This is a genomic window from Mycobacterium sp. (assembly GCF_050701515.1).
In the GTDB taxonomy this organism is placed as follows: Bacteria; Actinomycetota; Actinomycetes; order Mycobacteriales; family Mycobacteriaceae; genus Mycobacterium.
In genome coordinates, this window is sequence record NZ_JBOGDB010000083.1 from 15,289 (window position 1) to 35,185 (window position 19,897).

Genomic DNA, 19,897 nt, shown 5'->3' on the forward strand with positions numbered 1-19,897 from the left:
GACAGAGGAAGTAGCCGGAAAGATGAGGTCCGCGCACAGGTGACCGTGGAATTGGCGCACCCGTCGACCGAGCCCCTCGCGTCCCGGTCGCCGACGACACCGGCGCATCCGCGCTGGTGGTTCCTGTGGACAACCCCTGGCCGGATCCTGACCATCGGTCTGGTGCTGTCCGCGCTCGTCATCGCCAGCGCGTTTGCCACCTCCACCACCATCAACGAGCGCCAGCAGGCATTGACCACCGTGCTCGACCACACCGAGCCGTTGGCGTTCGCGGCCGGGCAGCTCTACACGACGCTGTCGGTCGCCGACGCCGCAGCGGCGACGGCCTTCATCGCGGGCGTCGAACCACGCGACGTCCGCCAGCGCTATGAGCAGGCCATCACCGATGCCGCGGTTGCCGTCACCCGGGCATCGAGCGGACTGACCGACCAGGGGCTGGTAGCGCTGCTGGGCCGGATCAACGCCCATCTGGCGGTCTACACCGGGCTGATCGAGATCGCGCGCACCAACAGCCGCGCCGGAAATCCGGTCGGGTCCTCGTACCTGTCCGAGGCGTCCTCGCTGATGCAGGAGACCATCCTGCCCGACGCGCAGCGGCTCTACGAGGAAACCTCGGCGCGAGTGGACAGCGAGACCACGGCGTCCACCCGCATCCCGGCGCCGGTCATTCTGGTGGTGCTGGCGACGCTGTTGTTCGGCGCGTTCGCAAACCGCTGGCTGGCCCGTCGCACCCGCCGCCGGGTGAACATCGGTCTGGTCGCCGGCGGCCTGGCCGTGCTGATCATGTTGATATGGATCGGCACGGCATTGGTGATCTCAACCGGTGACAGCCGCAGCGCGAAAGACACCGCGGCGGAGTCCCTCAAGACCGTCACCAACCTCGCGATCACCGCGCAGCAAGCCCGCGCCGACGAAACGCTGTCGCTGATCCGGCGCGGCGACGAAGACGTCCGCAAGCAGTCTTATTACCAACGCATCGACATGATGCAGCAGCAACTGAGTGACTACCTGGCCCGCGACGACGCGATCGACAAGACCGACCTGCGCGATGCCGAGCAGTTGCTGACCCGATGGCGAGCGGCCGACGACCGGATCAACGCCTACATCGCGGTGGGCAACTATCAGGCCGCCACCCAGGTCGCGCTGGGCCGCGGCGAGGACGACTCCACGCCGGCCTTCGACCGGCTCGACGCGGCGTTGGATAAGGGCATCGAGGAGAGCCGCAGCCAGTTGCGCAACGACATTCTCGACGCCCGCCGGGTGCTGTCCGGCGCGACGGTAGGGGCCGCCGTGCTGGCCGGCGCGGCCGCGGTCGCGGTCGCGCTGGGACTGTGGCCACGACTGAGCGAGTTCCGCTGATGAGAATCCGGCTGTTGTGTGCGCTGCTCACCGCGGTGACGGTGCTGGCCGCTTGCGGCCGCGCCGAGTCGGTGACGCCGCTGCCGACCCTGTCGCTGGCGCCGCCCACCCCGGCCGGCATGGAGGAGCTGCCGCCGGAGCACGCGCGGGTGCCGACGCCTTCCGACGACGACTGCGACCTGACCGCGAGCCTGCGACCGTTTCCGGACCGAGCCCAGGCCGACGCGGCCGTCGGCAAAATCCGCGCGCGCGGCCGGCTGATCGTGGGCCTCGACATCGGCAGCAACCTGTTCAGCTTCCGCGATCCGATCACCGGGGAGATCACCGGTTTCGACGTCGACATCGCCGGCGAGGTGGCCCGCGATATCTTCGGCACCCCGTCCCAGGTCGAGTACCGCATCTTGTCGTCGGCCGATCGCATCGCCGCGCTGCAGAACAACCAGGTGGACGTGGTCGTCAAGACCATGAGCATCACCTGTGAACGCAAGAAGCTGGTCAACTTCTCGACGGTCTACCTGTCGGCCAACCAGCGGATCCTGGCGCCGCGCGACTCGACAATCGCCCAGGCGAGCGACCTGTCCGGCAAGCGGGTCTGCGTCGTCGACGGCACCACGTCGCTGCGGCGGATCCAGCAGATCAGCCCCTCCCCGATCATCGTCGCCGTGGTGACCTGGGCGGACTGCCTGGTCGCGTTGCAGCAGCGACAGGTCGACTCGGTCAGCACCGACGACTCCATCCTGGCCGGGCTGGTGTCCCAGGATCCGTATCTGCACATCGTCGGCCCCAGCATGAACAAGGAGCCCTACGGCATCGGCATCAACCTCGCCAACACCGGACTGGTGCGCTTTGTCAATGGCACGCTGGACCGCATCCGTCGGGACGGCACGTGGAACACGTTGTACCGCAAGTGGTTAACGGTACTGGGTCCCCCGCCGGCGCCCCCAGTCGCGAGGTACAGGGACTGATGGCTATCCCAGAAGACAGACACGAGGAAGAAGACGTCGGTCCCGGCACGCAGCCGGCGAGCCTCGACGACCTCGACATGGATTCCGTGTCGACGATGCGGCCGATGGCCACCCAGGCGGTGTTCCGGCCGCATTTCGATGACTCCGATTCCATCTCGGTCGGCACCGCCGATACCGAGCCCGAAGACCACGCGACGATGGTGACGCGGATGCTGTCGCCGAGCCGCCGTCTGGGCGGCGGCCTGGTGGAGATCCCGCGGGTGCCCGAGATCGATCCGCTGGCCGCGTTGATGACGAACCCGGTGGTGGCCGAATCCAAGCGGTTCTGCTGGAACTGCGGCCGCCCGGTCGGCAGGTCCTCGGCCGACGGCAGGGCGCTGTCGGAGGGCTGGTGTCCACACTGCGGCAGCGCGTATTCGTTCCTGCCGCAGCTGATTCCCGGCGATATGGTCGCCGACCAGTACGAGATAAAGGGCTGCATCGCTCACGGCGGGCTGGGCTGGGTGTACCTGGCCTTCGACCACAACGTCAACGAACGGCCCGTCGTGCTCAAGGGTCTGGTGCATTCCGGTGACGCCGAGGCCCAGAAGATCGCGATGGCCGAGCGGCAGTTCCTCGCCGAGGTGACGCACCCGGGGATCGTGAAGATCTACAACTTCGTCGAGCACCCCGACAAGCACGGCAACCCGGTCGGCTACATCGTGATGGAGTACGTCGGCGGAACGTCGCTCAGGCAGGCCAGGGGCGACAGGCTACCGGTCGCCGAGGGCATCGGCTACATGCTCGAGATCCTGCCCGCGCTGGGTTATCTGCACTCCCTGGGCCTGGCCTACAACGATCTCAAGCCCGAGAACATCATGCTCACCGAGGCGCAGCTCAAGCTCATCGACCTCGGCGCGGTGTCGCGGATCAACTCGTTCGGATACCTGTACGGCACCCCGGGTTACCAGGCGCCCGAGATCGTGCGGACCGGGCCGACGATCGCCACCGATATCTACTCGATGGGCCGCACGCTGGCGGCGTTGACGCTGGACTTGCGCACCCGCAAGGGCCGTTACGTCGAAGGACTGCCCGAAGACGATCCGGTGCTGACCGAGTACGACTCGTTCGGCAGGGTGCTGCGCCGCGCCATCGACCCCGATCCGCGCCGGCGGTTCGGCAGCGCCGAGGAGATGACCGGCCAGCTGCTCGGTGTACTTCGCGAGGTGGTCGCCCAGGACAGCGGTACCCCGCGGCCCGGCCTGTCGACGGTGTTCAGCCGCTCGCGTTCGACGTTCGGGGTGGACCTGCTCGTCGCGCACACCGACGTGTATCGCGACGGGCAGGTGCACTCGGAAAAGTTGACGGCACAGGAGATCGCGAAAGCCTTACAGGTGCCGCTGGTCGATCCGACCGACGTCGGCGCCACGGTGCTGTCGGCGATTGTGCTGAGTCAACCGGTGCAAACACTGGACTCGCTGCGTGCCGCGCGGCACGGGACATTGGATTCCGAGGGCATCGACCTGTCGGAGTCGGTCGAACTGCCGTTGATGGAGGTACGTGCCCTGCTGGATCTCGGCGACGTCGCCAAGGCCACCCGCAAGCTGGACGACCTGGCCGGCCGGGTGGGATGGCGTTGGCGGCTGGTCTGGTTCCGCGCCGTGTCCGAGATGCTGACCGCCGACTATGAGTCGGCCTCAAAGCATTTCAACGAGGTGCTGGACACGCTGCCCGGCGAGCTGGCTCCCAAGCTCGCGCTGGCGGCGACGGCTGAGCTGGCCGGCTCGGATGTCACAGAAGCCGACGAACGCAAGTTCTACAACACGGTGTGGAGCACCGACAACGGGGTGATCTCCGCTGGATTCGGCCTGGCCCGCGCGAAGTCGGCAGTGGGTGACCGCGACAGCGCGGTGCACACACTAGACGAAGTCCCTGCCACCTCAAGGCATTTCACCACCGCACGGCTTACCAGCGCGGTGACGCTGCTGTCCGGTCGCTCGATGAACGAAATCACCGAGCAGCACATTCGTGACGCCGCCCGCCGCGTCGAGGCGCTGCCCGACACCGAGCCGCGGGTGTTGCAGATCCGCGCGCTGGTGCTGGGCACCGCGATGGACTGGCTGGCCGATCACACCGCCAGCACCAACCACATTCTCGGCTTTCCGTTCACCGAGCACGGCCTGCAGCTCGGAGTGGAGGCGTCGCTGCGGGGGCTGGCGCGGGTGGCGCCGACGCAGGCGCACCGCTATTCGCTGGTCGATCTCGCCAACAGCGTGCGCCCGACAAGCACCTTCTGACCTGGGCGCTCAGTGTGCGCTGACGGCGGCAATTCATCGAAAATCCCGCCCTGTGCGCACGCTCGATGTCCGCAGATCGAACGCGCGACCCACACGACGCACAACATCGGCGCGGCGATCCTCGGCCACCACTCTCACAATGAGCCATCTCCTGTAGTGCTCCACCGTCTCCAGCCGGTGGATGTCTTTGACGTAGCGCGTTCGGTCGGTCTGGTGGTGACTGCCCTCATATTCGACAGCGAGCATCAGGTCTTCCCAACCCATGTCGAGGTAGTAGATCGGCAGCCCGTCCGGCCCGAGTACCGGAATCTGTGTTTGAGGCCGTGGATAGCCGGCCTGAATCAAGACGAGTCGGACCCACGTCTCTTTCGGCGATTGCGCACCGGCGTCGACGAGGTCCAGCGCCGTCTCCAAGTGCCGTAACCCTCGAGCGCCGCGATGGCGACTCGCCAGCCGGGCGACATCGTCGACCTTGAAACCCGTCGCCCGTGCGAGCGCGTCGAGCCGCGCAACCGCCGACATGACCGATCCGCGCCTGCCGATGTCAAACGCGGTGCGCTCGGGGGTGGTGACGTCGCGGCCGGCCAACATCTGAACCTCGCCGTCGAGCAAGACGTCACGGCGCGTGACGATCCCGTGCGGCGCGCGTCCGTTCGCATGCATCAGCTCCACCGGGACGTCGTCGTCGATCCACTTGGCGCCATGCAGCGCCGCCGCCGCCAGGCCGGCGATCGTTGCCTGACGACGCGACCACAGCCAGGCGGCGACCGTTCGATGTTGCAACGACGGCCGGGCGAGCTTGGGCACATATACATCCGGAAACTCCGCACGGTATTGCGTCCGCAGTTGATGACGGTTCAGCGCGCCGCGGGCCAACGCCTCGCTACCGATGAATGGCTCCCCCCACACGTCGGCAGAATCGCACGCGGCACCGACAGCTCAGCCGGGGTGTGCGTCCTGGGCGCGCCGCGTGCGCGCACACTCGACGCCGTCAACGCACGCTCGACGGCGCCGCCGCGGGCTGTACGTAAGTAAATGTCCGTACCCGCTCCCCGATGCCCGCGGCCCGCGCGATCGTCAGGCTGACAGCATGATGACGAACGGAACCGGGGCGTTGATCGTCGGTGCCGGGCCGACCGGCCTGACGCTGGCATGCGAGCTGGCGCGGCGGGGTGCGCCTTTCCGGATTGTGAGCGCGGCCGACGGCCCGTCGACGAAGGTCAAGGCCAGCGAGCTGCAATCGCGCACGCTCGAGGTGTTCGAGGACATGGGTCTGCGCGAGCGGGCCGAGGAGCTGGGCGTGCGCCTGTACGGGCTGACGATGTACGCCGAGGGCCAACGCGTGTTGCACATGGCCTACGACGACCTCGACGCCCCGTTCCCGTACAAGCTGGTCTGCGGCCAGGTGCACACCGAGCGGCTGCTCGGGGAACTGCTCGCCAGCCTCGGCGGCGGCGTCGAGTGGGGCTCGCGGGTGGAGGCCGTCGACGCCTACGGCGACGGTGCGGTCGCGACGGTGCGGGGCCCGCGGGGCGTCGATCAGATCGGCGCCGACTGGGTCATCGGTTGCGACGGCGCCCATAGCACGGTCCGCGAGGTGACCGGCGCCACGCTGGAGGGCAAGACCTATCCGGAGGAGTGGATCCTCGGCGACGTCAAGATCGACTGGGATATGACGCCCGACGAGCAGTACGGATTCCTGTCCGGCCGCCGGAACGGCTTGACCGAACTCACCTGCCAGCCGCTGCCGCACAACCGGTGGCAGGTCGGCGGGCCGCTGCCGATCGAGCCGGGCGCGCCCAGCCGCAACGGCGAGCAGCCGACGCTCGCCGAGCTGCAGGACTTCTTCGACCGCAACAGCGCAGTGCCGGCGCGGCTGAGCGAGCCGACCTGGCTGACCATCTACCGGGTTCATCAGCGCCGGGTGACGCGGCGGGTGCACGGGCGGCTGATCCTGGCCGGCGACGCCGCGCACCTGTCGAGCCCGGTCGGCGGGGTCGGGATGAACACCGGCATCCAGGACGCATACAACCTGGGCTGGAAGCTGGCCCTGGTACTCGCCGGAGCCGCGGACCCGCAGCTGATCGAAAGCTACAACTTTGAGCGCGAGGCCGTGGTGCGCAACTTGTTCAGCGTCTCCAACCGGCAGCATCTGATGTCGAGCCTGCGGCATCCGGTTGCCAAGGAGCTGCGCAACCACCTGCTGTCGGTGCTCACCAACTTCGACAGCGTCACCGACCGCATATACCGCGACCAGTCGCAGACCACGTGGGGTTACCGCGGCAGCCCGATCGTCGGCGAGGAATCCGGCGCGCCGCTGCCGCGGGCCGGACTGAGCGATCACGGCAGCCAACTGGCCGCCTGGACCAGCTTTGCCCGCGGCCCGCGCGCCGGCGACCGCGCACCCGACGCGCTCGAGATCCGCGACAGCGACGGCAATGCCCGGCGCCTGTTCGAGGTGCTCGCCGGCGCCGAGCACGTGCTGCTGTACTTCCTGGGCTGCGAGCAGCCACACGCCGAGACGCTGGCCACCGCGAGCGCGATCGCCCGCCGGATCCGTGAGGTCAACATCGCGCCGCTAGATCCGCACCTCGTCGTGCCGGCCGAGCGCGCGCCGGCCGGGTTGGACTGGGACGGCCCGATGATCTTCGACCCGAGTCAGGCGCTGCACAACCGCTACGGCGCGCGCGGCGAATGCCTCGTGCTGATCCGGCCCGACGGCTACATCGGCTTCCGTGCCCAGCCGCCGAGCCTGCAGGCATTGTTGCGCCATCTGCACGGCATCTTCACTGCCGCAGCTCGGCAGCCGGCGTGATGATCGAGGGGGTACGACGATGAGTTCGGCAAACGGGGTTGCGTCGGTAGGCGGTTTGACTCTCGCGGTCGGGCTGGGAATCATCCGGCCTCGAGGTCGTTCGTCCTCGCTTCGCTGCGGGCGGTCCACCTCGACCCCGACTGCGGTCCACCGCCACAAGGGACATGCCCCGAACGAGGCCAAACAACACGAAACAACTCAACGGATCCCATCTTTACGGGGGTCCCCAAAACAGATAAGGACCCAAGCGTTTGCGGTCGAGGGGCGGTTCGCGGAGTTGGTGTGCGTGGCGCGGCAGGGGCGCCGAGCAGCGGAGCTGTGCAGTTCGGGTCGGCGACGCTTCACCATCGGCTACGGGCAGGTGGCCGCGAAGATCTCCGAGGGTGACTTCGCCGGAGCGGACGCGATCTGCCAGCAGCCCATGGCGATGGCGGCGGGAGAGCCGCAGGCCCAGGACATTGTCACGCAGGGCAGGCTGCTGGTGTTTCGCGGCCGATTGGTCGAGGCCAGCGCGATGCTCCGGCGCGCATTGGCGACCGTTCGCGGTGCCGGGCCGCAGGGTTGGGGTGATGGTCGCGGCGAGCAGCTGTCGGCGAGTTCTGGCCGAATAAGCGGGACGCCCTTGATGAGCTGTGGCTTCAACGATCTTCGCCCGCAACGGCGTCCGGACCAGCCGCCCCACCACTCGGGCGGCCCCGCATGCCCGTTCCGATTCGAGGCCGCGGGGTGTCGGGACAGTTAGCCGCCACCGCCGTCACCGACTCTTGGTTGACTGAGGGTTTAGCACTGGCGACTCAGCCGGAGCAGTCGCAGGCCCGCAGCGACGAAGCACGGGAACGTCACCAGCAGAAGCGTGGCGCGCTGAACCAGGCCGGCGTAATCGTGCAGGGGCGCGCCGTCGGGAATGGCGAACCGGCCGAGCAGAACAAAGCACACCACCGCGGCGCAACCGGCGGCCAGGGTGTAGTTCGCGAGGTTGCGCCAGTGCGCGTCCCCACGCATCCGCACCGACAGCACGATCAGCGCCAGCGCGCTGCTCAGGAAGAACATCACACCCGAGACGAAGTGCCCGCCCGGGTCGTAGGTGGCGCCGGCGGCATCCTCCCGCAGCGGCAGCGCCGCCGCGAGCAGCAGCCCGATTCCGGTGAGCAGCAACAACACTGCGCTCACCGCGCGAAGGCGTGCGGTCGCGATGGCGCGGTTGAGCCCGACCGCGAATACCAACAGCGCCAGGCCGAACGCCACGAAGTTGACCTGCTGAATCCAGCCGTTCGGCCCGGCCTCCAACGCGCTGACCGGTTCGGCGATCGGGTCGTATTCGGCCCGCCGCAACAGGCCCTGGACTGTGAACGCGAGCGAGAAGACGATCGGCCCCCAGATCCCGGCCAGCGCGCTGACCCGAGCGGTCCGGAATGCCTGCGCGGATTGGACATTGGTGCTCATGGGCACGCCTACTCGATAGCCTCGAGCGGGTCATCCGGGACTGGCGGAGCCGGACCTAAAGGCCCGCGCAAGAACACGGTTCGCGAATCGAGCTGATGAGTACCAGTCGCGTCACGACAAGTCGATTCGACTCGGTGCTCACCGCGCGAGAAGACGTCGGAGAATGTCTTACTTCCCCCATTGGGAACGTAATCGGCGTTGTCGAAGGCAACTGCTCTGTCAACTGCGAGGGCGCAGAACACCTGATTTCCGGGCAGCGGAGTAATGCTGAAGATGTCGTTGAATACGACGGTGATCTTAAGCCCGGCTGTGCTCACACTGGCGTTTCCGAAAACAATGATTGCATTCGCGGTGGCCGAGCCGGCCAAGAGTCCCCCGACGAGAGCGGCGGCTGTGACCCCTACTGCGCCAACGCGATACATCACGCGGACTGTGGGTGCGCTGTAGTTCATGGCGAACTCCTTTCCAGAGTTCTGATGGTCGAGCAACAACGGCGGCCTACTCATCGGGCGATCTGTCCATTCCTGTGTTGGGTCGGATGGGTAAACCGGGCACGGCTGCATGGATTCAGCCGTTGGGGCTGGCCGAGCGGGCCCTTCAGGTGTTGCGGTGTCGACGTCACCGGTGATCACGCACTTCTTCACAACGCGCGTCATTGCACATGTCGCGTCCGTCACCGCCGTGGAGGGGGCCTGGCCCCGTCAAGGCGTCGTCGCCCGGGCCGCCGACGAGGATGCCTTCCCCCCTCAGGATGTCATCGCCGTCCGCGCCCGACACATAGTTATTGCCCTCGAAGTCCTGGATGAAGTCATTGCCAGCGAGGCCGTAGAGCACGTCGCGGCCGCCGTAGCCGTAGAGGAAGTCGTTGCCGGTGTCCGCATAGAGTTTGTCGGCGGCGTCGTCTTCGTTGCCGCCGTGCAGGGCGTCGTTCCCGGGGCCGCCGGACATTGTGTCGGCGCCGGCACCGCCATCGAGCAGGTCGTCGCCGCCGAATCCACGCAGGCTGTCGTTACCGCCGAGGCCGCAGATGCGGTCAGCGCCGTTGGTGCCGCGCAGGACGTCGTCGCCTTCGGTGCCGGTGATCGTGCACTGCTCGGGATAGGCGTTGGCGGGTGCGGTCAGTGTGAACATCGCGCCGACCGTGATGGCGCCGGTGGCGATGACGGATCCAAGACGGGAACGTTGCATGGTGTTGTCTCCCTTGGTTTCGTGGCGGTCCTTGGCCGGGTTGTGGTTCACGGCGAACTCCTTTGTCATTGCGCGGTTTTCCCGGCGGATCGGCTGCCAGCACCCTCGCCGCTGCCGGTGTTGCGGCGGCCACTGATGCTGTCGACTGCCCTCTTGAATCCGTCGGTGACCTTCCTGAACGTGTCGCCGACGCCCTCGACCGCGGCCCGTACACCCTGGCCAGGCCGGCGGACGGTGGTGCCCGTCTTGGCGGGCTCCACCTTGTTGCCTTTCGTGAGGTCGACAACTGCTTTGGACGTGCCGTCTGCCGCGTCGTCCTCGCTTGTGGCGTCCCGCTCGGCTGTCGCATCGTGCGATCCGATTCCGTCGTGGGCCGTCTCACCGTCGATGCGGGCCGGGGGTGTAGCGGTTGCCCGAGGCGTCGGCGCATCGACTTTCTCGGCTACCGGCGGAGTCGGCAAGGTCATCGTGGTAGTCCCGCTGGTTGGTGGAGCCGATATCGGGGCCTGCGGGTGCGGCGTGACCGCACCCGCGATCACGTCGCGTGCTTGCAGTAGCCCGCTAAGAAGACCACCCACGTCAAGAGGGGCGATATCCGGATCGAGAACTGCTTGGAGCACCGCCCGCGTGAGGCCCGCCGAACCATTGATAATGGCGTTCGCGAAGGCTTCCGGGTCGCCGGCGCCCACAGCGGCGATCAGGTCTTCGACACCCCGTCCGACTGCAAGTTGGATGTTCTGCACTGCATTAACAGTCGGACGTCCGGTAGCCCTTACGAGGTCTGGGACCGCAGCGATCACATTGAGCAGATTCCGCCCCGGTTGCCCAACGACGTCGATGACGTCGCCCAGGACCGCGAGGTTCCCAAGACTTGGTCCAATCACGTCAAACACGATTTGCGAGATGGTGCTCAGAGCGCCGGTGATGTCGCCCGCCGCGAGCTGCCGAGTCGCGGTATTGATCTGCTCAGGCGCGAGCGCCAACACTTCACCGAAGTTATTGACAAAGGTCTGCAGCGCCCCGGCGAGAGTGGTCCCGCCGCTGATCTGGTTGGCGAGGATCTGCGTCAGAATGGGCGCGGGGTTCGCGAGCACCTGCTCACCCAGAACTCCCGCATTCTCGACGGCCTGCCCGAAGATCGGGCCGAACACTTCGATGGGATTCACCAGTGCGGCAAGCTGAACCGGTGGGTTGGGGACTTGTAACTCCGGCCGCGGCGCTGCGATCGGAGTGACGGCGATGACGCTGGCCCCGACCAGAGCGACACCTGCTGTTGCATAAGGACGGGCGGCTTTATACATGACGACTCCTTTCCGGAGTTCTCATGTTCGAGCAACACCGCGGCCCCCTCATCGGGCGCTTTACCCATTCCTGCGATTGGTCGGACGGGTAATCCGGGCCACGGCGGGCGCGGGTCAGACCAGCCGGTGCTCGAAGGCGAACGCGGCGGCGCCGGTGCGGGAGGTGACGTCGATCTTGGCGAAGATGTTGGACAGATGCCGGGCGACGGTCTTCTCGCTGAGAAACAGCGCGGCGGCGATCTCCGGGTTGGTCTTTCCCGCGGCGACCAGTCGCAGCACCTCGATCTCCCGCGCGCTCAATCCGCCTGGCGCAGACGGCCGCAGCAGGTCCGCGGCCTCGCGCTCGGCGGGTCCGGCGCCCAGCGCCGTGAAGATCCGATGGGCTCCGGCTAACTCGGCGACTGCCGAGTCCTCGTCCCCGACGGCCCGCAGCGCCCGGCCGAGCAGCACCGCACTGCGGGCGGCTTCGTATGGCGCGCCGAGCTCGTGCCAGAGCCGAGCCGCATCGCGCAGTTCGGTAGTGGCGCCGGCATCATCGTCGCGGGTCAGTGCGACGTGACCGGCCGCGCGGCTCGCCATTGCACGCAACGCCGCGCAGCCGAACCTCGTGGCGATCTCGGCCAGCTCCGCGCTCACCTCGGCCGCCTGGTCCGTCTCGGGGGCGGCCAGCAGAATCTCCACCGCCGCGGGCAGCAGCTGGGAACGGTGTACGGGGTCGCGAGGCTCGGCCAGCAGCCGCTTGACGGCGCTGACCGCGGCGGGGATGCGGCCCCGGGCCAGCAACAGCAGCGCCAGACCCGGCTGCGCCTCGTGGCCATAACCGAGCGCCTCGGTGTAGGCCGCCTCCGCCGCATCGAACTCTCCGCGGATGCGCAGCACGTCGCCGCGTTCAGCGATGGCAAGCCCGGCGGCCGAGGTGGTGTCCGCCGCGACATACCGCTGGGCCGCGGTGGCGAATTCCTCAAGGGCCTCGTCATATGCGCCCCGCAGCCGCATGATCTGGCCACGGTGCACCGCGCACTGGCCGGTGAACGGGACCAGGCCCGGCTGGTCATCGCACCAACCGGTCAACGCGGTTGTCCATTCGGCGGCCCGGCCGAAGTCGGAGATCTCTTGGCACGCCTCGATCATCGAGCAGTAGACGTGGCCGGCGAAGATCGGCGACACGGCGCCGGTCGCGATGCACGCCATCGCCTCGTCCAGCAGCGCCAGCCCCTCGGGGACCCGCCCGCCGTACATCGCTAGCCGGCCCTGGGAGGCGATGCCCATGGCCTCCAGGTCGGAATCGTTGAAGCGTCGGCCATAGTCGGTGATCTCGACGGCGCACTCATGGGCGGGTGCGAACTCGCCGGCGGCGATGTGCCGGAACATCAGGTGGATCAGCACGTAGCCGCGCTCGACCACGTCGCCCGAAATGTCGTCGAGCAGCCGCTGTGCCCGGGCCACCCAGCCACCACCGACCACTGGTTCTCCGGTGGTCGACAGCACCAGGGCCAGCCAGAACGCGCACCGAACCGCAGCCAGGGGTTCGCCGGCGTCCAGATGGATCTGGTAGGCGCGCTGCAGCGCCTGGATGCAGTCGTTCTTCCGGCCGGTCAGATACGCGGCCGTGGCCAGGCGAGCGAAATCGTCGCCGTCCAGTGCGCGTGCCGCCGGGCCGGAACCCAGACCGGACATGGCCTCATAGGCCGCCACCCACTCGCGACGCTCGTACGCCTCGCGTGCCCGGACCAGGTCGTCGACGACACCCACAGCATCACCCCACAAGGAGACTACGCGCTGGTGGGCGCCTCGGCTGACCTCAAACCGCGACTCCGGTCGGACGCCCGGGCAGCGATCTTGCGCGCGACGTGCTCCGCGTCGCGGCCCACACCCGGCAACACCATCGAGCTGAACGAGTACTGGAAGCTCAACCCGCAGAAGAACAACCCGGGCGCCTCGTCGCACACACCGCGGTATTCCCGCGGCCACCCGTCCGCGCCGAAGATCGGCACCTCGATCCAGTCGAAGACCTGCTTGAACCCGGTGCACCAGATGACATTTCGAACGTCCAGCACGGTGCCGTCGGCCAGCACCGGCCGCCCGTCGGTCACGCCGCAGACCCGGGCGGTGTGGCGCTGCACGCCACGGGCCGCAAGATCGTCGCGTTTCACCCGAGCCATCGGTCCGCCGTGAAAACGGATGTGTGTCATCGCCTTTCGGCCAACAGGCGTACGCCTGGTGAGGACGTGGCGCCACGCGAACACCAAGACTGGTAAGGCTATGCGGATCCGTCTCGAGTTCCACCGCACCGGGATCTGCCCGCAGTCACGCCCACACAGGATCGTCGGGTGCGTCAGCGCGGCTTCGTATGCGATATCGGCGCCGGAGTGGGACGCGCCCACCACCAGCACTGCGCCCGGCTGCAATTGCTCGGGGCGCCGATACTCGCTGGAATGCAGTTGGTGGATGGCCGCGTCCAGCTCCGTGGCGAAGTCGGGAACATCGGGCGTACGACCGAATGTCCCGGTTGCGACGACGACGTTGTCGCAGGTGACGGTGTCGTCTCCGATGAAGGCCGCGTAGCCGCCGCCGGGCCGCGTGGCCAGCCGGTCGACGCGCGTGCTCAGCCGCACCGGCAGATCCCACTCGAGCGCATACCGCTCGAGGAACTCGGCCACCTCGTCTCGGCCCGGGTAGCTCCACCGGTCCCGTGCCGGAAACGCCATGCCCGGCAGCCCGTCGTACTTTGCCGGCGAGTAGAGGCGCAGCGAGTCGTAATGCTGGCGCCAGTTGTCGCCGATTCGCTCGTTCGCGTCGACGATCAGGACCGGCCGGCCCATCCGCCGCAGGTAATACCCGGTGGCCAGGCCGGCCTGCCCCGCCCCGATGATCAGCGTCTCGATGTGCTGTGTGGTCATGTCGGCTATGCTGCCAACCTCAGGCCCTGCGCCGCGTCGGGCGGATGACCCATCCGCAACGGTGCGAGCTGGGTGATATGTCGCATTCACATCGCGATCTTGCCCCCGCTAGATCACCCGCAAGCAGTCGCGGGCGATCGCGAGTTCCTCGTCGGTCGGGATCACCAGCACCGTCGTCGGCGACTTGTCGGCCGAGATGCGCCGCGCGTCCTTTGCGGGGCTTTCGTTGAGGCGCTCGTCGAGCTCGATGCCCAGTGCCGTCATGCCGGATAGCGCATCGCGGCGGACGGCCGCGTCGTTCTCGCCCACCCCGGCGGTGAAGGTGATGACATCGGTGTTGCCGAGCACCGCGAGGTACGCCCCAATGTACTTGCGCAGACGGTGAATGTAGACGTCGTAGGCCAATTGCGCAGCCTCGTCGCCGGATTCGATGCGCTTGTGCAGCACCCGGAAGTCGACCTCGCCACCGAGTCCAAGCACACCGGAGCGGCGGTTGAGCATCGACTCGATGTCCTCGACGCTCATCTCGGCGGTGCGCCACAGATACGTGATGACGCCCGGGTCGATGTCGCCGGAGCGAGTGCCCATCACCAAGCCCTCGATCGGAGTTAGCCCCATCGACGTGTCGACCGGCTTACCGCCGACGATCGCCGAGGCCGAGGCGCCGTTGCCCAGGTGCAGCACGATCTGGCTCAACGACTCCAGGGGCGCCCCCAGGAACGTCGCCGCCTGCTCGCTGACGTACTCGTGCGAGGTGCCGTGAAACCCATAACGCCGAATGCTCCACTGTCGCGCCACATCCCGGTCGATTGCGTAGGTCACCGCGGCGGGCGGCAGGTCGTGGAAGAACGCGGTGTCGAATACCGCGATGTGCGGCAGGTCCGGCAGCGCCTTACGGGCCACCCGGATGCCAAGCAGGGCGGGAGGGTTGTGCAGCGGCGCCAGCGGCGCCAGATCCTCCAGCTTTGCGATCAACGCGTCATCGACCAGCGTCGGCGCATAGAGGTCCGGCCCGCCGTGCACGACGCGGTGGCCCACCGCGACCACCCCAACCATGTCGTCGGCCAAGTCGTCAAACACAACCTGCATTGCCGCAGCGTGGTCGGGAACCTCTCCTTCGCCAATCCGCTCGACAATCCCGTCGGCCACCATGTCACCCGAATCCGGCTCGACCACAGCGTATTTCACGGACGACGATCCCGAGTTGAGAACGAGAACGCTGCGGGTCATAAAGTCTGCGCCTGGATCGCGGTGATCGCGACGGTGTTGACGATGTCCTCGATCAACGCGCCCCGCGACAGATCGTTGACCGGCTTCTTCAGCCCCTGCAACACCGGGCCGATGGCGATGGCACCGGCGCTGCGTTGTACCGCCTTGTAGGTGTTGTTGCCGGTGTTGAGGTCCGGGAAGATCAGCACGGTGGCCCGGCCGGCGACCTTCGAGTCGGGCATCTTGGATGCCGCCACCGTCGGATCGACGGCGGCGTCGTACTGGATGGGGCCGTCCACCAACAGGTCGGGTTGCCGTTGGCGCACCAATTCGGTTGCCGCCCTGACCTTGTCGACGTCGGCACCGCTTCCCGAGGTTCCGGTCGAATAGGACAGCATGGCCACCCGAGGATCGATGCTGAACTGCGCGGCGGTGCGCGCCGACGAGATGGCGATGTCGGCCAGCTGCTCCGACGTCGGGTCGGGGACGATCGCGCAGTCACCGTAGGCCAGTACCCGGTCCGCCAGGCACATCAGGAAGACGCTGGACACCGTGGTGATTCCGGGCAGCGTCTTGATGAACTCGAAGGCGGGCCGAACGGTGTGCGCGGTGGTGTGCATCGCGCCCGAGACCATGGCGTCGACCATGTCGTTGTGCACCAGCATGGTGCCGAAATACGAGACGTCGTGGATGATCTCGCGGGCTTGCTCGAGTGTGACCCCCTTGTGCTTGCGCAAATCCGTGTACTGCTCGGCGAACCGATCGCACAGGTCGCTGGTGCGCGGGTTGAGCACCTTGGCAGCCGACAGTTCCACACCGAGTTCGGCGGCACGGGCCCGGATCTGCGCCTCCTCACCGAGGATGGTCAGGTCGGCCACCCCGCGCTGCAGCAGGCGTCCAGCAGCCTTGAGGATGCGGTCGTCCTCGCCCTCGGGCAGCACGATGTGCTTGCGATCCGACCGGGCCCGGTCCAGCAGTTGGTAGGTGAACATCTGCGGTGTTACCACTGTGGGGATCGGAATCGCAAGCTGTGCAAGCAGATCCACGGTGTCGACGTGGGTGTCCATCAACTCGATCGCGGTGTCGATCTTGCGCTGCGAGGTCGCGGTGACACGGCCCCGCGTCGCGGCGATCCTGCTGGCCGTTTCGAACGTGCCGTAGGTGGTCGCGATGATGGGCAAGCGCTGGCCCAGGCCGGACACCAGCGCTGCGACCGACGGGTGCAGCTCGAGGCCGCCGTTGAGGATGATGCAGGACAGCGACGGAAACCCTTCGGCCGCATGGGCGCTGACCACCGCAAGCACGACGTCGGACCGGTCGCCCGGCGTGATCACCGCGACGCCGTCGGTGAGGCGCTCCAGCACATGCTCGGCGGTCATGCCGGCGACCAGCACGCCCATCACTTCGCGCTTCAGCAGCTCGGAGTCGCCGCTGATCACCTCTCCGTCGACGGCGCGCTGCAGGTCACCCACCGCCGGTGCGACCAGCAGTGGCTCCTCGGGCACGACGTACGACTTCGGGGGAAAGTTCTTCAGCGCCTCGGCGACGGCCGCCATCTGCGACGGCTCACAGCGATTGGCGACCACCGCCGCGGTGTGCGCGTGCTGGCCGGCGATCTCGACAAGACACAGTTCGACGACCTGAGCGACCTCGGCGGGGGCGCGGTCCTTGGCCTTCACCGCCAGTACGACCGGGGCGCCGAGGTTGGCCGCGATGCGGGCGTTGGTGTCCAGCTCGCTCGGGGTCGTCACATCGGTGTAGTCGCTGCCGACGATCACGACGGCATCGCACTGGTCGGCCACGTCGTGGAAGCGGTCGACGATGTCGGCGATGGCGGTGTCGGGATCATCGTGCAGCTGCTGATAGCTCACCCCGACGCAGTCTTCGTAGGACATGCCGGCTGTGGTGTGGGCCAGCAGCAGTTCGAGGATGTAGTCCCGCTCTTCGCCCAATCGGGTGATGGGCCGGAACACCCCGACCTTGGCGACGGTGGCCGCCAGCCGGTGCAGGATGCCGAGCGCGATCGTCGACTTGCCGGTATCGCCCTCGGGTGAGGCGATGTAGATGCTGATCGCGGGCACGTCAGCCTAACCGGCGGAGCCTGGGCTGCAAGTCCTTCTGGAACAGCTCGAGGAATCGACGCTGATCGTGCCCGGGCGCGTGGAACACCAGGTGATTGAGGCCCCACTTGACGTACTGGCCGACCTCCTCGACGGCTTCGTCGGGGTCTGAGGAGACAATCCAGCGCTTGGCGACCTGCTCGATCGGCAGCGCGTCGGCGGCCTTTTCCATCTCGATCGGGTCGTCGATGCTGTGCTTCTGTTCGGCGGTCAGTGACAGCGGCGCCCAGAACCGGGTGTTCTCTAGCGCGAGATCCGGGTCGGTGTCGTAGGAGATCTTGATCTCGATCATCTTGTCGATGTCGTCGACGTTGCGGTCCGCCGCCTCTGCGCCCTCGTTGACCGCCGGGATGAGCTTGTCCTTGTACAGCTCCTCACCCTTGCCGGAGGTGCAGATGAAGCCGTCGCCGGCGCGGCCGGCGTACTTGGCGACCACCGGACCGCCCGCGGCGACGTAGACCGGAATCCCGCCCTCGGGTACGTCGTAGATGGACGCGCCCCTGGTGTGGTAGTACTCGCCGTCGAAGTCGACGCGGTCGCCCAGCCACAGCTCGCGCATGAGTTTGATCGCTTCGCGCATCCGGGCGAACCGCTCCTTGAACTCCGGCCAGTCGCCCTCGTAGCCGGTGGCAATCTCGTTGAGCGCCTCGCCAGTGCCGACCCCGAGGAAGATCCGGTCCGGATACAGGCAGCCCATGGTCGCGAACGCCTGGGCGATGACCGCCGGGTTGTAGCGGAATGTCGGTGTCAGCACCGACGTGCCCAGCACGATGCGGTCGGTCCGCTCGCCCACCGCGGTCATCCAGGCCAGCGAGAAGGGCGCGTGGCCGCCTTCGTGCCGCCACGGCTGGAAATGGTCGCTTACCGTTGCGCTGTCCATGCCGTGCTCTTCGGCGGCGACGCCAAGCTCAACCAGCTCGCGCGGCGCGAACTGTTCCGCCGACGCCTTGTATCCCAGTTTCAGTTCAGCCACGCATTAGTTTCTACTCCACTGCTTACACTCGCGAGATGGCAGCGGCGCTCACGGCCATCACCGACAGCGTGCATTTCGCACAGACCGACCTGGTGAACTGGACACTGATCAGCGACGGCAGCGGCGTCGTGCTAATTGACGCCGGCTTCCCGGACAGCCGCGACGACGTGGTCGACTCGCTGCGCCAGCTGGGGTTCGGCGTCGACGGCCTGCGCGCGATCCTGTTGACCCACGCCCATATCGACCATTTCGGATCGGCGATCTGGTTCGCGAAAACATATGGCACACCGGTGTATTGCCACGCTGACGAGGTGGGTCATGCCAAGCGCGAGTACCTCGAACAGGCATCGCCCGTCGACGTCGCGGCGCACATCTGGCAGCCCCGCTGGCTGAAGTGGTCGGTGGCGATCAGCCGTAAAGGTGCGTTCACGCGAGACGGCATCCCGACCGCGCAGGCACTGACCGCAGACATCGCGGCCGGGCTGCCCGGCGCTCCGATGGCGATTCCGAGCCCCGGGCACACTAGCGGGCATTGCTCGTTCGTCGTCGACGGTGTGCTGATCAGCGGCGACGCGCTGGTGACCGGACATCCGGTGGCGACGCGTCGCGGACCACAACTGCTGCCCGCCCTGTTCAACCACGATCAGGAGGGATGCGTGCGCAGTCTGGCGGCGCTGGCCATGCTGGAAACCGAGGTCCTCGCCCCGGGGCACGGCCCGCTGTGGCGCGGCCCGGTCCGCGAAGCGGCAGAACAGGCCACCCCGCGGTAGCGATGAGTTCTCGGCCCGACGCCGGTCGGTATGGGCATGAGACGAATCATTTCGACCATGCATACGAGCCTGGACGGGATGGCCGAGCGGCCTAGCGGGCGCACCGACTTCATCGGCACCGGGGCGGACACCTTTGACTGGGATTTGTTCGATCAAGCCGACGCCTGCGTGTTGGGCCGCATGATGTACCCCGAGTACGAGAACTACTGGCGCACCATCCAAGCCGACCCAGCGGCGCCGATGGAGTGGAGCGGCCAGCCGCCCACAGCCGACGAGGTGCGCTACGCCGAATTCGCCAACCGGACACCGCATTACATGCTGAGCCGCACGGCCGATCAGCTGGACTGGCCGGTGGCGCAGGTGGTGTCGGACCTCGACGCCATCCGCCTACTACGGGAGTCCGACGGTGGTGTCATCTATGTCGTCGGCGGCCCGAGTACGGTCAGCGCCTTCATCGAGGAGGGGCTGCCAGCTGTTGCGGGTTGAGTGGTCGGTAGTTGTCGGTGGTGTGCTGTAGGAACAGAAAGTATGAATCTAGCGGCGTGGGCTGAGCGCAACGGTGTTGCGCGCGTGACTGC

At 67.3% G+C, this 19,897-nt stretch carries 17 protein-coding genes; 7 read left to right on the top strand and 10 right to left on the bottom strand.

Going from position 1 to position 19,897, the window contains the following annotated elements; genetic code table 11:
* The first annotated feature begins 39 nt into the window (after nucleotides 1-39).
* Genes glnX through ACRDU5_RS07065 form a run of 3 tightly spaced genes read left to right on the top strand, consistent with a single transcriptional unit; the run spans nucleotide 40 to nucleotide 4,600 of the window.
* Nucleotides 40-1,359, top strand: a complete 1,320-nt coding sequence (gene glnX / locus ACRDU5_RS07055; RefSeq protein WP_526613772.1) for a protein kinase G-activating protein GlnX — start codon at nucleotides 40-42, stop codon at nucleotides 1,357-1,359.
* Entirely contained in the window at nucleotides 1,359-2,324 is a 966-nt protein-coding gene (locus ACRDU5_RS07060; RefSeq protein WP_526613773.1) for a glutamate ABC transporter substrate-binding protein, read from the top strand. Before glnX ends, ACRDU5_RS07060 begins: the two co-directional genes overlap by 1 nt.
* On the top strand, nucleotides 2,324-4,600 hold the full coding sequence (locus ACRDU5_RS07065) for a serine/threonine-protein kinase (RefSeq protein WP_526613774.1): 2,277 nt from the start codon (nucleotides 2,324-2,326) through the stop codon (nucleotides 4,598-4,600). Before ACRDU5_RS07060 ends, ACRDU5_RS07065 begins: the two co-directional genes overlap by 1 nt.
* Before the next feature lie 33 nt (nucleotides 4,601-4,633).
* Here the strand turns inward: ACRDU5_RS07065 and ACRDU5_RS07070 are convergent, their stop codons facing one another.
* Entirely contained in the window at nucleotides 4,634-5,509 is an 876-nt protein-coding gene (locus ACRDU5_RS07070; protein WP_526613775.1) for a type IV toxin-antitoxin system AbiEi family antitoxin, read from the bottom strand.
* A 181-nt stretch (nucleotides 5,510-5,690) separates the two neighbouring features.
* Between ACRDU5_RS07070 and ACRDU5_RS07075 the strand changes: the two genes are divergently transcribed.
* Nucleotides 5,691-7,415, top strand: a complete 1,725-nt coding sequence (locus ACRDU5_RS07075; RefSeq protein ID WP_526613776.1) for an FAD-dependent monooxygenase — start codon at nucleotides 5,691-5,693, stop codon at nucleotides 7,413-7,415.
* Nucleotides 7,416-7,701: 286 nt separating this feature from the next.
* Nucleotides 7,702-8,157: a hypothetical protein gene (locus ACRDU5_RS07080; protein WP_526613777.1), complete on the top strand. Its 456-nt coding sequence runs from the start codon at nucleotides 7,702-7,704 to the stop codon at nucleotides 8,155-8,157.
* Nucleotides 8,158-8,195: 38 nt separating this feature from the next.
* Here ACRDU5_RS07080 and ACRDU5_RS07085 read toward each other — a convergent pair whose 3' ends face one another.
* From ACRDU5_RS07085 to fgd, 9 genes are all read right to left on the bottom strand, one after another.
* Nucleotides 8,196-8,858, bottom strand: a complete 663-nt coding sequence (locus ACRDU5_RS07085) for a DUF998 domain-containing protein (protein WP_526613778.1) — start codon at nucleotides 8,856-8,858, stop codon at nucleotides 8,196-8,198.
* 8 nt (nucleotides 8,859-8,866) lie between these two features.
* Entirely contained in the window at nucleotides 8,867-9,310 is a 444-nt protein-coding gene (locus ACRDU5_RS07090) for a hypothetical protein (protein WP_526613779.1), read from the bottom strand.
* Between the two features lie 166 nt (nucleotides 9,311-9,476).
* Complete coding sequence (locus tag ACRDU5_RS07095; protein ID WP_526613780.1) at nucleotides 9,477-10,097, bottom strand: calcium-binding protein; 621 nt, start codon at nucleotides 10,095-10,097, stop codon at nucleotides 9,477-9,479.
* Nucleotides 10,098-10,111: 14 nt separating this feature from the next.
* Nucleotides 10,112-11,197 carry a hypothetical protein gene (locus ACRDU5_RS07100; protein ID WP_526613781.1) on the bottom strand — a complete coding sequence of 362 codons (1,086 nt, stop codon included), beginning with the start codon at nucleotides 11,195-11,197 and terminating at the stop codon, nucleotides 10,112-10,114.
* 264 nt (nucleotides 11,198-11,461) lie between these two features.
* Nucleotides 11,462-13,099 carry a LuxR C-terminal-related transcriptional regulator gene (locus ACRDU5_RS07105; protein ID WP_526613782.1) on the bottom strand — a complete coding sequence of 546 codons (1,638 nt, stop codon included), beginning with the start codon at nucleotides 13,097-13,099 and terminating at the stop codon, nucleotides 11,462-11,464.
* A gap of 20 nt (nucleotides 13,100-13,119) precedes the next feature.
* Nucleotides 13,120-14,247, bottom strand: coding sequence for a flavin-containing monooxygenase (locus ACRDU5_RS07110; RefSeq protein ID WP_526613783.1), 1,128 nt, complete (start codon nucleotides 14,245-14,247; stop codon nucleotides 13,120-13,122).
* Between the two features lie 108 nt (nucleotides 14,248-14,355).
* Entirely contained in the window at nucleotides 14,356-15,477 is a 1,122-nt protein-coding gene (locus ACRDU5_RS07115; protein ID WP_526613784.1) for an acetate/propionate family kinase, read from the bottom strand.
* Nucleotides 15,474-17,537: a phosphate acetyltransferase gene (pta, locus tag ACRDU5_RS07120; protein ID WP_526613785.1), complete on the bottom strand. Its 2,064-nt coding sequence runs from the start codon at nucleotides 17,535-17,537 to the stop codon at nucleotides 15,474-15,476. The genes ACRDU5_RS07115 and pta overlap by 4 nt, the downstream gene beginning before the upstream one ends.
* Before the next feature lies 1 nt (nucleotide 17,538).
* Complete coding sequence (gene fgd / locus ACRDU5_RS07125) at nucleotides 17,539-18,549, bottom strand: glucose-6-phosphate dehydrogenase (coenzyme-F420) (RefSeq protein WP_526613786.1); 1,011 nt, start codon at nucleotides 18,547-18,549, stop codon at nucleotides 17,539-17,541.
* A 35-nt stretch (nucleotides 18,550-18,584) separates the two neighbouring features.
* On the opposite strand from fgd, the gene ACRDU5_RS07130 reads away from it, so the two are divergent.
* Nucleotides 18,585-19,319: an MBL fold metallo-hydrolase gene (locus tag ACRDU5_RS07130; RefSeq protein ID WP_526613787.1), complete on the top strand. Its 735-nt coding sequence runs from the start codon at nucleotides 18,585-18,587 to the stop codon at nucleotides 19,317-19,319.
* A gap of 36 nt (nucleotides 19,320-19,355) precedes the next feature.
* A complete protein-coding gene (locus ACRDU5_RS07135) occupies nucleotides 19,356-19,805 on the top strand; it encodes a dihydrofolate reductase family protein (protein WP_526613788.1) in 450 nt (149 codons plus the stop codon).
* Nucleotides 19,806-19,897: the final 92 nt, after the last annotated feature.

Coding starts and splice junctions, on each gene's coding strand:
- ACRDU5_RS07060 (WP_526613773.1), top strand. CDS start 1,359: ATGAGAATCCGGCTGTTGTGTGCGCTGCTCACCGCGGTGACGGTGCTG.
- ACRDU5_RS07065 (WP_526613774.1), top strand. CDS start 2,324: ATGGCTATCCCAGAAGACAGACACGAGGAAGAAGACGTCGGTCCCGGC.
- ACRDU5_RS07075 (WP_526613776.1), top strand. CDS start 5,691: ATGATGACGAACGGAACCGGGGCGTTGATCGTCGGTGCCGGGCCGACC.
- ACRDU5_RS07085 (WP_526613778.1), bottom strand. CDS start 8,858: ATGAGCACCAATGTCCAATCCGCGCAGGCATTCCGGACCGCTCGGGTC.
- ACRDU5_RS07090 (WP_526613779.1), bottom strand. CDS start 9,310: ATGAACTACAGCGCACCCACAGTCCGCGTGATGTATCGCGTTGGCGCA.
- ACRDU5_RS07110 (WP_526613783.1), bottom strand. CDS start 14,247: ATGACCACACAGCACATCGAGACGCTGATCATCGGGGCGGGGCAGGCC.
- ACRDU5_RS07115 (WP_526613784.1), bottom strand. CDS start 15,477: ATGACCCGCAGCGTTCTCGTTCTCAACTCGGGATCGTCGTCCGTGAAA.
- ACRDU5_RS07130 (WP_526613787.1), top strand. CDS start 18,585: ATGGCAGCGGCGCTCACGGCCATCACCGACAGCGTGCATTTCGCACAG.
- ACRDU5_RS07135 (WP_526613788.1), top strand. CDS start 19,356: ATGAGACGAATCATTTCGACCATGCATACGAGCCTGGACGGGATGGCC.